The following is a 15,053-nucleotide window of genomic DNA, read 5'->3' as shown; positions in this document are numbered from 1 at the left end:
AATTATTAGTTACTATGTATCACTGACCAGCTTCTCTTTTTAAAAGCTCAGCCTCCCTCTTATCCAGTTCCTTCTCCCTGGTATCTAACTGTTCCTTCCACGAAGCGTATTCGTCAGTAATAGTTTCTTTGTAATTTAGAATCGTAGGACTATTTATAGTGGTACTGATATAAAACATCCCACCCACTATCAATAGCAAAGTAACAACTGCAAGCAATAAAAACTTATTGATTAAACGCAGTCGCTTCACTTCTACGCTGTCTGAATCTTTCGACTCAGGCTTAGACTTTTCAGCTTTTTGTTTTTTCAGCTTGGTTTGTTTTTTTTGTGAACCCTTATTCTCCTTAGTGACAGGCTTTTCGCTTCTTTCGCTCTTTTCAACCTGTGGAGATATTTCAGAAGTATCTGGCTTAAATTCATCTAGAGAATATATCGGAGGAATATCTGATTCATTAAAGGCCTCTGATGCCACAAGATTTTGTCTGAGCTGTTTTAAAAAACTCATACCAACATCTGTGGAAAAGAGTCTTTGACTGAGTAACTTCTTATAGACCTTAAGGACACCTTCTTCGTCTGCGGTCTTAATCTGTCCTAAAATATACTCGACAAGCTTAAGTTCCTTGGCGGCCTGTTTGGCACTTGTTTCATCGTTAAAGATATATCCACCAATATTATATTTAGCCATATCGTTCTCTCACATTTACTATATAGTTATTTTAGCAATTGTTAATCAAAAAATCTATCTTTTATCAAACTTTTTGTGTATTTATTCTGAATAGTGCATAAATAGATATTGCAACTCCTACAACAGTTATAAAAGTAGATAACCACAAGGTAGCAGTAACACCAAAAATATTAATAATTAATCCTCCGAAAATGCTTGCTATCAGACTAGATAGAGTCATGGCCATGGTAACAAAAGCCTGCCCTTTTACAGCATCTTGTTTTGACATAATCTCATCCACAAGATGTACTGAGGCTGGAATAAATATTGCAAATGCAAAAGCCTGGAAAATCATACTAAAATACAACATGGCAACGCTGGTAGCTATAGCTGTAAAATAGATCTTAACAAAATAAAATACACTAGATACTCCAAGCAATAATTTAGTGTTAAATCGTTCTTTAAGTCTATTAAAGAAAATCATGGCTGGGAGCTCTACTATAGCCTGTAATGCAAGCAAACCACCATTAGTTCCCTCATCGCCCCCAACATTGACGCTTATTTGATACATGAAATTATTTACTATAACATGTCCAAAATAAAAACAAACCAAGCCTATAAGATAAAGAAAAAACATTTTATGCTCTTCTATAAAATTTCCAAAATAGAGGGATTGAAAACTATCTGAAGAGTCCCGTTCGAATGGATCATAGCTATTATTTCTAAGTCCGGCTTCCTTTAACTCTCTAAAAATCCATACGATAAAAAGGGTAAATCCTATTGCAGTAAAAAATCCTAAAAATGGTGCTGTCTTCTCTGAAATAATTTTCATAAAAAAACCAGCCACCAAACTCATAATAAAGAAACAAAATGAACCACTTGCTCTTGCAACACCATAGTTCATTTCAATTCCCATACGTTCAATATAGAAATTAAGCGCATTTAAAAATGGTTGAATAACCGTCACTACAAGAGCTGCCATTAAAAACGTGAAGCCTGTAAGAAAACTATTGCCATGAGTAAATAGCGAGATGAATAAAGTAATAACCAGTACCACTCCAAACACAGCCAACACATCCAAAACATCAAACTCCGCAGAACTGTCTGTAACCACTGACACAATCTGTTGAACTAAAGTCGCAAGCAGGTATGCCATTGCGAACAACACCCCAATGGAAAATGTCGAATACCCACGATTAGAAAGATATGCGCTTCCCAGACTGACGCAGCAACATACCATCATCCAATACATTCCCTGTAGTCCAATATAGAGTAAATTTACCCGGTAATTCAAAGATGTCTTAAATTGTTCTAACATATTGCTCTCCTTTAGTGAAAAATTACCAAAAATAATATATGGATTCTTTTTAATATATGAAGCATATCCTTGGCTTTTTCTATTAATATTCTAATGTTACTTTACAATAGAAAGGGTTCTTCATAAATGACTAAAAAAATAATAAAACCATTATTAATAATTTTATCAGTTTTTGTAATCTTAGCAGCAACATATACCGCGTATGTTTTATTATCTTATAACAGAATCGAAGACAACCTCTCACTCGCGATTGAAGGCGACGCAGCCGAGGATGTAGCAGAGGTAAACAAATCCTATCGTTTAGTGTCCGCAAATCTTGGTTTTGGCGCATATTCTGATGATTATTCTTTCTTTATGGACGGTGGCACTGAATCCTGGGCCTATTCAAAGGAAGCTGTAAATAAAAATATCACAGGCTCCATAAATACTATTTTAAGTGTTAACCCAGACATAATTGCCTGCCAGGAAGTAGATATTAATTCAACTCGAAGCTATCACACAAACGAGCAGGATTTAATCCTTAATATTCTTGACAAAAACAATTACACCAATACCAGCTCAACATTTGCAATTAACTATGATAGTCCTTTTTTGATGTATCCATTTACACAACCACACGGCAAATCCCAAGCAGGAATACTTACTATCAGCCCAATTCAAATCATAAATAGTGTGCGACGCTCTCTTCCAATAGATGAAAACTTATCAAAACTTATTGATTTGGATCGCTGCTATTCCAAAAATGTAATGGAAGTAGAAAACGGAAAGAAGCTTGTGCTATACAATGTGCACCTTTCAGCTTATTCAACAAATCCTGACACCGCCGACAACCAGATAAAAGTGTTAAATGCAGACATGTCAGAGGAACTGGCAGAAGGTAATTATATAATAGCCTGCGGTGACATGAATAAGGATATGCTGGGTGATTCATCTATATATTTTGGTAGCAAAAGCGAAGCTGGCTGGGCTAAACCATTCAACACAGACTATCTAGATGATGGTTTCACGCTCGTTGGACCAATTGATAACAACAATCCTGTTCCAAGCGCCCGAAATGCAGACTCACCTTATACTAAAGATTCATTTGTAATCACAATCGATGGTTTTATCGTATCATCCAATGTAGAGGTCGAAGAAGCGTCAGTAATTGATTCAGGATTTAAATATTCAGATCACAATCCTGTTTATATGGATTTCATACTAAAATAATTTCAAGGGCTCCTATTTTTAGGAGCCTACATTTTTATCTTTTTCATTTACGCTTGAATGGGTTCCGCAAAGTCTATCAACAGATTTTATAATTTCTTGAATCTCAGGAAGATAATGTTCATGCCTTGACATCAGTCTATCTATTTCATCTCGTTCTTCCTGAACTATCCTTCTATGGTCATCTAATCTGTCTCTAATCTTTTGTCGACGCATTACCAGCCTGTGCCTGCAATCAGCCATATCCTGCTTATTAACCAAAGCATTAACCTGATTCAGCCAAATCTTATCATCTGAAAGACCTATCTCCCCCAATACTCTTTCAAGTTTATCGTTATAAAATTCCAAATCATCGTTATTTTGAATATATCGTTTTCTATCACGAAGCTTGTCCTGATATTGCTCCCAAACATATTGTAGTTCAGCAGCCGAGTTAACGAAGTATTTGTCTTTTAAGAATTCGATACTATTTGTTACATTTACATATTTCATGCGTTCCACATTCAGCACGCTTATAGCCTGATTCAATCGAATCAATGCATTTCGGCCTTCTCGCGAAATACTATTTTGCCTGATAAAAATAATAAACCCACTAGTGGCACATATAAACAAAACCATAAGAAGCCAAATTGTTATATCTGCTTGAGTAGCAGCATACATAACATAAAGAAGAATAATAAGCGTCATAAAACAAACCAACACAGCCATAGCCATATGTTTAAATAGCTTGGTTTGCCCCATAAGTTCTTCACGCTCTATTTCCCATCTACTCTTTTCACCTTCAATATATGCAAGATTTTTCTTGAGCTTTGCCTGATATATTTCATCTGCCGCAAAACGATTAATTATCTCAGGCATATCATTTTCTTCGTCTGAAATAATTTGGTACTGCACGTCAGATATGTTTCTCTGAGTATTTCTGACTTCATCCATACTCTGTTGCAATTCACATATATGAGTTGCAGCACTTCTCAAATCTCTAGAAGTCTCTTTTGGCAGATTTTCTAAAGCTTTAATATCATTAAGATATTGAGTAACTATTCGGTATTCTGTCTTTTGGCGTTCCATAGCCTTGGTAGAGGCAATAATCTGCTCACATGAATCAAGAATATAATGTTCTAGCTTTTTTGGATCCTCCCAACTGTCAATATTTTCGATTTGAGAGTAAACGCGATTAAAAGCATCGTCTATTTTGGCCGCTCTTTGCTCTCTTTTATTTTTTCTTCTAGAAAAAAATGCCATAGTAAAATCTCCCACCCCAATTGTTTGTTAAACCTATAATGCACTTATTCTAAATCTTACATAGCCTGATATATTCGTCTTTCCACTCGCTAATAACATTATCAAGCGTCGCGATAGCCCCCTGCCTTTTTTCATCGTCACTTATAAGCTCATTAACCGCATTATCAAATTCTGTAATTGAATCTTTCGTTGTAACGATGGTAACAGCCTTTAATACCTCGTCCACATCCTCTTTTGAAATAAGATATTTATTAATATATTCTTCAAACTTTGCTTTATTTCTATCACATCTGGCTGCGTACAACAGACAATACAAACTCTGTTTCTTTTGATTTTTTTTATACGCTTCATCAAAACATAGCATCGCTTCATTAAAGAAAAATAATTTAGCAAAAGCACAGCCTAAATTATGATAAACATCACCTTCTACCGCCTTAGGCATAGTTTTCGCTACGTTATCAGAAAGAATTGTTTCATACTCATAAATAGCATCAACAAGCTTATCATTTGCCATAAGCCTATCAGCACGAAGTTTTTTTCGCTCTGCTTCTGATTTATTTTCAAAGGTTGAAATAATAGCTAGAGTATCTTTAATCTCCTTTGCACTGGCATAACCATTGGCGCTTAAAATATGACCAACAAATATATGCAGAGGTGCATTGTTTTGAACCAGACCCAAAAGTTCATTTGCAAGCTTTTGCTGTTTTAGCTCTCTTCCAATCCAATTGCAAAGTTCTGAACTCATAAGCTTTGTGGAAAGCAAATAGACGTTGTTGAGTATGTAGTAACTAAGTTCCTCCAACGAATAAACATTTAGCGCTGCTTCTTCTATGTAATATGGCGTAGCGGATAACGCATTTTGACAATAAATTAAAGTACTCATAGAAACCTGCTTTATTATTTTGTTGAAATTATGTGTTCCCAGCTCTTACCCGAGGAAGGAGAAATTTCCCCAAAGCCTAAATCAAAAATGGTAATGGAAACTGCCACATCGGAAACCGGTCGTGCTTCAATGCGAAGTCTGGTCGTGCGGTTTTCCCTCTTTGGTAAATCAGTTAATTCTAGTAATTCAGTGTGAGCTTCTCTGGATTCTGGTCTTTGAATATAGAATTCAATTTCGGGTTCACCATCAAGTATTACTTCACACTCTCCCTTTACATCGTACCAGCTCTGTCCGGCATCGATTAGGGTGAAAAACTTCATAGTATTGTTTTCTAATATTTTTATAGAAAGGTTTAGCTTTAAATCGTTGTCACCAATATAGATAAAAGGCCAATCCTTTTTTCCTTCTTTTATAACACCTGCATAGCAGGCTCCCTTTGAATAGAGATTTTTGCCAAGGAAAACCTTTCGCCCCTTACAAAGATGAGAAAGACTAACCTTCATCCATTCTCCATCAAAACCATCACCAACCAAATATACTGATGAAAAAAGATTGTTGCCCATTGCTGTAGTGATAACCTGATCAAACTCTTCATCTTTATTTTCTGTAATTTCACCATGGTTTATCACATCTAAAGTCACAAGCTGTGGACGTGTTGTTTGATTTCGGTTTAGCGTGCATGACACCATGTTTGACCCACTGTAATCAAAAAGTGCCACATTATAAAGAAACAACTCTGGCTTTTGTGATAATGCATAGTAGTAAAAGCACTCATTTCTATCTATCAGCATCACTTTGTTCTGATCGATTCCAAGCTTTGAAGCAATGTAATTGCTAGTCTCCATAACTTCCAGGGTGACCTGTGGAACGCAAAGTATAAGCTTTTCGATATTATCTATTACCGAAAGAGTTCCCGATAATGAAAACAGCTTTTTGAAATAAATTACAAGCAAGTCACGAGCAACAAAATTTTCAGAATCGATTACAACATTACCATCTCTAAGAGCCAGGTTAAAAAGCTCATCCACTATGATTGCTTCTTTCAGACGCCCCATTCTAAGTGCTTCATCTCCAAAGAACCATTGTGTCATGCCAAGTCGCTTAGCGAGCACTGTAGGAATCGAATAGTTTTCTTCCCCTACTACTGTGCTTATAGTAGTAGGCTCTGCCATATTTAAATTGTAAATGCTTAGTACAGTATATCTTGAACTGATATCTATACCCAGGTATATGCCTTCATTCATTTCTATTTTATCCTAATATCTCAAATTTCAAGTCTGACTGGCCCTGACTATACGATAGAAAATAAATCGTTTGTTACACTGGCAAGACCTTGATAACGTTTTACTTCATCGGCTAGTTCGTAAACTTCTCCATACATTTTGTGACGGGAAATACTGTTCATTAATGCGTAACGACCTTGTTTTTCCTCAAGCTCATCGCTCAACACAAAAGTATCTGCCTTTAGTGGTTCTTCTGACAGCTCATCACAATATATCTCATATCTGAGCTCATCACCAAAGAATAAAATGAACTGCTTAACATAAAGTCCATCGTACATTTCTATCATATCCTCTTCCACTGGTTCTGCACCATTAATAGAGTAAACGATAACCACCGATTTACGTTTATCTGTATTAAATTCGATAAACTTTTTGTCGTAAAGATGATACTTTATCTTTAAACGTTCATTGCAGAGTGCAAAAAATCCAAAATATTGATTTCTAAGAATAGCATCTGCGAGAAGCATGTCCAGCATGCTCATATCGTCTTCATCCAAATCTGGTTGCGTACATAGATATTTTAAAAGTGCAATGCGCATGCTCTCATTTACATTTTGCCCCTTTTTAAATCGATTGTATATGTATGCAAAGATATTTTCAGGAATTTTAGTTTGATTAGCCAGGTAATCATGGGCTTCATAAGTAAGAAAAGCCTCTACTATCATTTTATTATTTCGGCGAGTAATATATGTATCAAAAATATCAACAATCTGAGGCAACATAATATCTCTGTATAAGGCCTGAGTTATGATTCTTTCTGAATACTCTACAAGATCCTCCCCTTTTTCAAATGCCAGATTATAAATAGCTAGCATCAATTCTGTAGGACCGATATAGAACCTGATAAGATATCGAATCATGTCATTATGACTTATTCCAAGCTTTATAAGCTCAGCTGTAAAAATTATCAGGAAATCATCTGGCTTTTCTGGATTTTGATTTATCAAAAATTGACAAAGCTTTGTAGCTACGGCTGGTTTTAATAATGTAGCATTTGTGTGCCTAAGCATATAATAGGCTTCTTCGTATTTGCTTCTGGCAATAAAGACCTCAATAATTGTAGCAATAACATCTGCATTAAGCGATTTTAGGTCAGCCTCATTCATGAAATACTTTTCGATTACATACTCACGATTTTGGATTCGTAAAATCTCAATAATTTTAGGATACAGATTTCCCAAAAAATCAGAAGAAATCAACTTGGATCCAAGTAACATTTCCGCAGCATCTGCATCCTTTGATGTATATTCATCTACAGTCTTATCTGTAGAAAAATCCATCAGTGCATAGGTAAGATTCAACGGAGCTAATTCTTTAAGTTTTTCAGCATATTCATCTGCATGAATGATTTCTTCTGTAAGATATGCTTCATCATCTACAAACAGGTAACCATTGTTGTCTTCAAGAAAGACCACACCCTCAGAACCTACATAGTTAACATATGCTTTATGATCTGAAATGTTGGCTATGGTTGGAACTTTAAACTCATCCTGGTAAATGAATATCCTTCTTATATCAGAATTGATTACAGCGAATTTGCGTTTAAAGGAAAGCTCCGATATTAATCTAGCAACTTCCTTATCAAAGATACCAAGTTTCATTAACCTCTGATAGCAAACAGCAAGGTTGTCATCTAAACGTCCGAGTCTAAGCTGCTCAAGAGCAAATGTTTCTATTGCACTCTCATAATGCTCGTAGGTATCATAATCTTCATCTTTGTGCAGAATAATATTTGCATAAAGTAAGGCTTTTTTGTCATATGAAAGATTGCTGTTGTACTTGAAAAACATGGTAAGAAGCTGAGGAAGCTTATCAACTGAATATGATGGCATAGCCTCCATATAGGCTTCAAAAATCCCAGGAACATGTAGATTTGCCTCGATAGCCATTTTGTACCATTTAAGAAAGCTTTCATCTACGTAAGGAGCCTTCAACAAATACGATACAATCGCAAGCAAAAACTGTTCATCAGGATATATCTCATAGCATTTATCAAGTATAGGCAATGCTTTTGGATTAAAGCCTTTTTCAGTCTCAAGGACATGAATCATCTGAATTGCGAAATCCTTTGTAATGGCATCCTTTTTCTTTGCCCAATTTAAGACCTTTAAAGTGATTTCATCAAAGCCTGCAATAAGATATGGATCCTGAAGAAAAATATAGTAAGCCTCAATGTATAAAAGTGGAGAATCAAACCCCTCATCTACCCACTGAGCTATATCTCTAAGTTTCGCTGTAGGATTTTTGATATATTCCTTGCGTAAAAACAGCAGGAACCAGAAAATATTAGGATCGTTTCTGTGTTCTCTGAAAATCCCCTCGATATTTTCTGTTAATCTATCAACATAGTCTTCTTCACGCTCAATAAGAGTGCATACATACAAAAGAAAAGCCCACTCTCTGCTGCGCTTATCCTCTATAGTACGCTTTAAATCCTGAATAATCCAAAGAGCTTCCTGCTTTTGGTTGTTTGTGACATATAGAAATGCCTTTAACAAAAGAATGAAATTTTCATTTTTTTGATTTTCTTCAAGCGAATCAATTATTTCCAACGTCTGGGTGCACCATTGGCCTGTACTAACTCTTCGAAGTCTAAAATCCTCATATAATCTGAAGGCTGCTAGAATTTTCCTATTTTGGAAAAATTCATCTGAATCAATAGATACGCCTTCCTTGTCAGCACTGGCTATGATTGTAATTTCCTTATGGATATCACGATAATCAAATGAAATACGTGCAAGATTGATTCCTGCATGCATCTTATCCTTATGGATGTAATAATTCATATTGAAAATGGAGCCAAGGAAAAAATCACCCGTAATATGCTCCTTTTCCACAGTAATGAAATCTGCATCACAGGAAACTGAAATATCTATAAATCCCCAGGTCGAACGGCAAATTTCGATTTCTCCACGAACGTTTTCGGCCACCTCAAAATACCTGTCTTCACGTTCATGCAAATCAAAAGTCATTTTAGTTTTCAGACCACAGGCAACAAGAAATTCATCAACATTTACCGCAGCTATAGGCGCTGCCTTAAAGCCTCTGTAGAGAAGCCTTGTACGTCTATCCTGCTCTGAAATAAAATCTGCGAATCTGTCTGTGTAAAATAAAGAAACTGCCTCTGAAAATCTGCTTTGAGCAAAATCTGCATATTCCTGAAGCGAATGAATTTCTCCTGCAGAACATGTAAGTGGAGGCTTTTGATATGTAATAGAAAATGGAATGTATTTTTCAATACCCACTGCAACGATAATAAAATGCCCTTTTAGAGACTCAGATGGCTTAAAGTTGTAGTCATCAACGAAATAATCTATACGGACATTTATACTATCAAACAAAGGATCAGCTATTTTGACATAAGGATTGTCACAATAAACTACACCACGAATTTTAACGCCGTTTGTACTTTTAAAAAAAATACTTCCAGAAAATGTATTATTAATAAAGCAGGTTTCTTCAATCTGCTCTGCTTCAAACTCAATATTTGGTTTTAAGTCGTCGAATTTATCTTCGGAAATGCGATAGATTCTTTTTCTCAAAACAATTCTCCTCATTCGCTTGGCCAAAATGTTATAGAATACATTTTCCTGTTATGCGTTCCAAAACCTATACTATCCCAAGCATATTTGATTATAGTATAGCACAACATATAGTGTTTTCAAACTTATTGGTAATGAAAATATGGAAATATGAAGGCCCTAGTGCTATGATATGTTAAAGCAAAAAAGAATATATCTAAGGAGACCTGAAATGATTAAACATAAAGACCATTTTCACGGCAGTGACCTTGAAAAAATAGAGAAAATATACGGCATCAAAAAGGAAGACATCACAAGCTTTTCTGCCAATGTTAATCCGCTTGGCATCTCTCCTCTTCTCAGGGATGGAATTGCAAAACACATAGATTGTATCACAACTTATCCTGACAGAGATTACGTAGAGCTCAGAAATAGCATTGCTAAGTACTGTAATACCGAGCTTGAAAATATTATAGTCGGAAATGGCTCAACTGAACTTATTTCTCTATTCATCCAGATATTGCAGCCTAAAAAAGCTATGATTTTGGGACCTACATATTCTGAATACGAGCGAGAAATCGCTTTAGGCGGTGGCAAAACTATCTATTATCCTCTCAAGGAAGAAAATGAATTTGTCCTTGATCCAAAGCATTTTATCAGTAAATTATCAGAAGATATAGATATGCTTGTAATCTGTAATCCAAATAATCCTACCGGAACAGCCATCGAAAATAAAGACATGCGCCTTATTTTAGACGCCTGCAAAGAATGTGACATTTTCGTAATGGTGGATGAGACCTACGTTGAATTTGCAGAAAGCATCGATAAGATTTCATCAGTTAATCTTACAAGAACCTATGGAAATATAGCGATTTTACGTGGTACATCAAAATTTTTCGCAGCCCCTGGACTTCGCCTTGGATATGCCATCTGTTCAAACAGCGATTTAATGCAAAAGGTAAATCAAAGAAAAGACCCTTGGACCATTAATTCCATCGCAGTTGTAGCGGGCAATCTCATGTTTAAGGATACCGAGTACATTCAAAAAACTAAGGATTTAATTAAGTCTGAGCGTGATCGACTTTTCAAGATTTTTGAAGAATCATCCCGTTTCAAGCCTTATAGACCACAGGGTAACTTCATGCTACTCCAAATCCTTGAAGATGGTATCACAAGCCAGATGCTCTTTGATCGATGCATAAAAAAAGGACTCATGATTCGCGACTGCTCTACCTTCCCATATTTAGGAGAAAACTACATTCGCTTTTGTTTCATGAATCCAGAGGACAACAATCGTCTCGTTGAAACGTTACTCGATTAGAACCATGGCAGAATAAAGCAACACAGACTTTTGGAATAAAGCAACCAAGGCTATGAAAAAACACTTGCGTATATCTAACCTTTTTCAATATCGGTCAAGCCTATACTCATTGAAAAAGCTAAGATCTACGCAAGTGTTTTTATTTAGGTTTATTATGCTTTATTCCATTTTAATATTTTTACTGTAACCACAGATCAAGGTCTACATTGCCCTTAATTCCATTAACGCGTCCGGATTCGGAATATTGCCAAATGTTATATTCGTATGGCCAGTAGAATTCTTTGTTGTAGCCCGCGAACCATTTTTTGTACTCAGTAAGTTTTGTAAGATCCAGGAGCATTGCTCCCATTTCTGTATTGTGGTACACCATCGGTTCGAAGCCGGCACTTTCAACTGCATTTAAAAATGCAATGGTAAGATTTGTACGTTCTTCTACAGTCAACGCATGAGTTCTTGCTTCGCTGTCTGAGACTTTTTCCACATCAAAAACGATAGGCAACTGCAGCTCATATCCATCAAGCATATCAAGAACAGTGCCTGCCTCTTCAAGTACCTCGGCCTGATTGATAGCCTGAGAGAATACATATACGCCCACATCTATTCCAGCAGCCTGAGCGCCCTCTATATTTTCAATGCATTTTTCATCTACTACAAGCTTTCCAGTGCCATAGCCTCGATATACAGCTCTTATAAAAGCAAATTCAACGCCATCAGCCTTTACAGCTTCCCAATCTATATCCCCCTGGTGCGAAGATACGTCTATTCCGAATTTAGACACAGTGGAACCATCTTCCACATAACTGTATCTTCCATTTTCGGAGTCTACTATTAAATTATCGATGTTAAAATCATTTTTTGATAATGATTCGTTTATTGGAACAAAGTTGTATTTGGCATTTGCAGCAACCACTATATAATCAGGATAAAATGATTTCAGAACAGAAATTATCGTATTTCCGTTTTCAAGTGATTCCCTAATAGATTGAAGAACCGATACACGACCTTCTTCTTTAGCCTCATCTACGAGCTTCTCCACTTCCTCGCTGGAATATGTCTGACCGTCTTCAACCTGAACTTCTTCTATTTTATTTTTAGTGTCTACTACTACATAGATTCCCGCCACTACTATAAGTGTGAGAACGACAGAAACTATAGATATCAAAAAATATCTAATAAACTTTTTCATAATTATATATTAAGTGTCATATCATCAAGACTACCTATCTTCTTGCGATACCACACTATTCCTTTCCAATTGTTAAATTTGTACCCTATATCTGTAAAATGGCCAACCTCACTAAAGCCAAGGGATTGATGAAGCCTGATGCTAGCCTCATTATCATCTGTGATAACACCATACATGAATTTGTATCCTATTGCAGATAATCTTTCCTCTAAGGCTTTATAAAGCATTGTGCCAAGCCCTGCCTGCTTTGGTGCATCATGGGAAAGATAAATAGTACTCTCAACTGAAAATCGATATGCATCATGATGTCTAATCTGGTCCGCATAGGCCATCCCAAGGACAGTATCATTTTCATCACATAAAACAATGTATGGATAATGCTTCTTCGTATTTACGATATTTTCCTGATATTCTTCTACTGAAGGATTGATTTCTGTAAAAGTAATATATGTATTAGACGCATAATAGCCATAAATATCATGTATAGCTTTTGCGTCAGTAATTTCTGCTTCTCTAATATAATAATTCATTATTCTTCCTCTTTTAAAACTAATAATGACATTATACCCAAAACCGAGTATAATTGGAACCGATTTTGAAAGGACAGAAAAAATGAAATACAATACAATACTTTTTGATTTAGATGGTACATTACTTTATACCCTTGAAGACTTGGCCGATAGCATCAACTACATGCTTATCAAATACGGATTTGAACCACATACAATAGATGATGTTCGCCGATTTGTAGGAAATGGTCTTAGAAAATTGGTTGAGCGTGCGCTTCCTGAGGACGCTGCTTATGAACATTTTGAAGAGTTTTTAAAAGAATTTATAGAATATTACAACTGCCATAATTTGATTAAGACAAAGCCATATGATGGCGTAATCGAAACAACAGAAGAACTTGCTGAAAAGGGCGTAAAAATGGCCATCGTAACCAATAAAGGGCAGACGGCCAGTGATTCTTTGATTAACGATTTTTTTGCTCCCCATATCACAATCGTTGTAGGTGATGATGGGAAACATAAGCGCAAGCCTGATCCAGAACCTATTGAAATTGCTCTAAAAAAGCTTGGAGTCACGGATAAATCCAAAGTCCTCTATGTAGGCGATTCAGATGTGGATGCTGCCACTGGCGAAAACGCAGGTCTGGATTATGTGCTATGCACCTATGGTTTTAGAGATATGGAAGACCTTAAGAGCTTTTCCCCTATAGCTTACATAGACTCCTTTGAGAAAATATTGAATTTTATTTAGCGTAATTTTTATAAATATCTACATGGTCGTATATACAACGCCATGATGAAGATGATTTAGCGGTACAGCAAATATATTCTGTGCCGCTTTCTGTTACCATGGAGCTGACTGCGCAGCTTCCAGATTCATCTACGTATCCTGTCTTGGCACCTTCAATATTGCCGCCAAATTCCTTGTCTTCTATTCGACGTAAAAACCAGTTTGAAATAGTAATTCCCTCTGGATTTACATTAGTTGCAGTAGAATTATATACCTTCGTGGTTACGACCTCTTTGCAAATTTCATTGTCTAAAGCTGCCATCATGATAATCGCTATATCATATGGTGTGCTGTAATGCTCACTGCTATGGAATCCTACCGGATTTGTAAAGTGAGTGGTGCCGCTGATACCAAGAGATGCAGCCTGGTCATTCATAAGCTTCACAAAGCTATCGATGTCACCAGCCACATACATGGCAAGTTGCGCTGCCGCATCACCACCAGATGGCAAAATAGTTCCATAGAATAAATCTCGTACTGTAACCTCTTCATCTTCAACAAAACCAGAGGTAGAACCACCGCCAGCATAAGAATAATCAATAGCCTCATGACTCATGGTGATTTTTTCATCGAGCTGTTCAGGCTTAATATTGTTTGCAGCTACGAGTACCGTCATAACCTTTGTCATCGATGCTGGTACTATTTTTTCTGTGGCATTTCTCCTAGCAACAATTTCTTTTGTTTTATTGTTAATTAAAATGCCATACTGACTAACAATATCTCCACCGATTTCAACTGTCTTATCAGTATCCTTAGCAGAATATATCCCTCCAGTGGCCACTGGTTCTTCTTCAATTTCAGTGTTTTCGGTAGCTTCAACTTTTTTATCAACAGAATCATTAGAAACCTTTAAGCCAGATTGTTTCTCTTTTTCGGATTCCTTTTCTGCACCTACTGAAAGCTCCTGCTTTTCTTCAGCCTCTACCTTTACCTTTTTTTTATTGCCACCGATATGTGTAACAGCAAGGGTAATACTTACAATAACCACCAGGGCTATTAATGCCAATTCACAATAGACCTGAATTCTTCTCATACGTCTTTTATGACGTCTGTAAGCTATACGTTCCTCACTTGTCATAAATTTCTTTGAATTTTTTTCCATAGCATCCTCTCCACAAATAGATGTTATA

At 36.2% G+C, this 15,053-nt stretch carries 12 protein-coding genes; 3 read left to right on the top strand and 9 right to left on the bottom strand.

Translation table 11 applies throughout. The annotated features are described in order from the left end of the window. Positions 1-19: 19 nt before the first annotated feature. Positions 20-685, bottom strand: a complete 666-nt coding sequence (locus tag BLV53_RS00530; protein WP_090295610.1) for a hypothetical protein — start codon at positions 683-685, stop codon at positions 20-22. Positions 686-749: 64 nt separating this feature from the next. Continuing rightward, a complete protein-coding gene (locus BLV53_RS00525) occupies positions 750-1,982 on the bottom strand; it encodes an MFS transporter (protein ID WP_090295607.1) in 1,233 nt (410 codons plus the stop codon). A gap of 126 nt (positions 1,983-2,108) precedes the next feature. On the opposite strand from BLV53_RS00525, the gene BLV53_RS00520 reads away from it, so the two are divergent. Continuing rightward, complete coding sequence (locus BLV53_RS00520) at positions 2,109-3,191, top strand: endonuclease/exonuclease/phosphatase family protein (protein WP_090295604.1); 1,083 nt, start codon at positions 2,109-2,111, stop codon at positions 3,189-3,191. Between the two features lie 18 nt (positions 3,192-3,209). Here the strand turns inward: BLV53_RS00520 and BLV53_RS00515 are convergent, their stop codons facing one another. Genes BLV53_RS00515 through BLV53_RS00500 form a run of 4 tightly spaced genes read right to left on the bottom strand, consistent with a single transcriptional unit; the run spans position 3,210 to position 10,138 of the window. Further along, entirely contained in the window at positions 3,210-4,430 is a 1,221-nt protein-coding gene (locus tag BLV53_RS00515) for an AAA family ATPase (protein WP_090295601.1), read from the bottom strand. A gap of 49 nt (positions 4,431-4,479) precedes the next feature. After that, complete coding sequence (locus tag BLV53_RS00510; protein ID WP_139298910.1) at positions 4,480-5,313, bottom strand: hypothetical protein; 834 nt, start codon at positions 5,311-5,313, stop codon at positions 4,480-4,482. Positions 5,314-5,327: 14 nt separating this feature from the next. Then, positions 5,328-6,557, bottom strand: coding sequence for a DUF5716 family protein (locus BLV53_RS00505; protein WP_090295595.1), 1,230 nt, complete (start codon positions 6,555-6,557; stop codon positions 5,328-5,330). A 47-nt stretch (positions 6,558-6,604) separates the two neighbouring features. Then, entirely contained in the window at positions 6,605-10,138 is a 3,534-nt protein-coding gene (locus BLV53_RS00500) for a DUF5717 family protein (protein WP_090295592.1), read from the bottom strand. Positions 10,139-10,349: 211 nt separating this feature from the next. Here BLV53_RS00500 and BLV53_RS00495 point away from each other — a divergent pair, with 211 nt between their 5' ends. After that, positions 10,350-11,438 carry a pyridoxal phosphate-dependent aminotransferase gene (locus BLV53_RS00495; protein ID WP_090295589.1) on the top strand — a complete coding sequence of 363 codons (1,089 nt, stop codon included), beginning with the start codon at positions 10,350-10,352 and terminating at the stop codon, positions 11,436-11,438. Positions 11,439-11,616: 178 nt separating this feature from the next. Here the strand turns inward: BLV53_RS00495 and BLV53_RS00490 are convergent, their stop codons facing one another. Continuing rightward, positions 11,617-12,624 carry a glycoside hydrolase family 25 protein gene (locus BLV53_RS00490; RefSeq protein WP_090295586.1) on the bottom strand — a complete coding sequence of 336 codons (1,008 nt, stop codon included), beginning with the start codon at positions 12,622-12,624 and terminating at the stop codon, positions 11,617-11,619. A 2-nt stretch (positions 12,625-12,626) separates the two neighbouring features. Then, positions 12,627-13,154 (bottom strand): GNAT family N-acetyltransferase, encoded by a 528-nt coding sequence (locus BLV53_RS00485; protein ID WP_090295583.1) that lies wholly within the window; start codon positions 13,152-13,154, stop codon positions 12,627-12,629. 82 nt (positions 13,155-13,236) lie between these two features. Between BLV53_RS00485 and BLV53_RS00480 the strand changes: the two genes are divergently transcribed. Next, on the top strand, positions 13,237-13,884 hold the full coding sequence (locus BLV53_RS00480; RefSeq protein ID WP_170830716.1) for an HAD family hydrolase: 648 nt from the start codon (positions 13,237-13,239) through the stop codon (positions 13,882-13,884). Here the strand turns inward: BLV53_RS00480 and BLV53_RS00475 are convergent. Continuing rightward, positions 13,877-15,025: a D-alanyl-D-alanine carboxypeptidase family protein gene (locus tag BLV53_RS00475; RefSeq protein WP_170830715.1), complete on the bottom strand. Its 1,149-nt coding sequence runs from the start codon at positions 15,023-15,025 to the stop codon at positions 13,877-13,879. The two genes, BLV53_RS00480 and BLV53_RS00475, sit on opposite strands and share 8 nt — an antisense overlap. Positions 15,026-15,053 lie beyond the last annotated feature (28 nt).

The sequence above is a fragment of the Pseudobutyrivibrio sp. ACV-2 genome (assembly GCF_900107545.1).
GTDB lineage: Bacteria > Bacillota > Clostridia > Lachnospirales > Lachnospiraceae > Pseudobutyrivibrio.
Note: the sequence above shows the minus strand (reverse complement) of the source record. Positions and strands in the feature narration are given on the sequence as shown.

Excerpts from the sequence above, each read along its gene's own strand:
- BLV53_RS00530 (WP_090295610.1), bottom strand. The coding sequence starts at position 685 with ATGGCTAAATATAATATTGGTGGATATATCTTTAACGATGAAACAAGT.
- BLV53_RS00525 (WP_090295607.1), bottom strand. The coding sequence starts at position 1,982 with ATGTTAGAACAATTTAAGACATCTTTGAATTACCGGGTAAATTTACTC.
- BLV53_RS00520 (WP_090295604.1), top strand. The coding sequence starts at position 2,109 with ATGACTAAAAAAATAATAAAACCATTATTAATAATTTTATCAGTTTTT.
- BLV53_RS00515 (WP_090295601.1), bottom strand. The coding sequence starts at position 4,430 with ATGGCATTTTTTTCTAGAAGAAAAAATAAAAGAGAGCAAAGAGCGGCC.
- BLV53_RS00510 (WP_139298910.1), bottom strand. The coding sequence starts at position 5,313 with ATGAGTACTTTAATTTATTGTCAAAATGCGTTATCCGCTACGCCATAT.
- BLV53_RS00505 (WP_090295595.1), bottom strand. The coding sequence starts at position 6,557 with ATGAATGAAGGCATATACCTGGGTATAGATATCAGTTCAAGATATACT.
- BLV53_RS00495 (WP_090295589.1), top strand. The coding sequence starts at position 10,350 with ATGATTAAACATAAAGACCATTTTCACGGCAGTGACCTTGAAAAAATA.
- BLV53_RS00490 (WP_090295586.1), bottom strand. The coding sequence starts at position 12,624 with ATGAAAAAGTTTATTAGATATTTTTTGATATCTATAGTTTCTGTCGTT.
- BLV53_RS00485 (WP_090295583.1), bottom strand. The coding sequence starts at position 13,154 with ATGAATTATTATATTAGAGAAGCAGAAATTACTGACGCAAAAGCTATA.
- BLV53_RS00480 (WP_170830716.1), top strand. The coding sequence starts at position 13,237 with ATGAAATACAATACAATACTTTTTGATTTAGATGGTACATTACTTTAT.
- BLV53_RS00475 (WP_170830715.1), bottom strand. The coding sequence starts at position 15,025 with ATGGAAAAAAATTCAAAGAAATTTATGACAAGTGAGGAACGTATAGCT.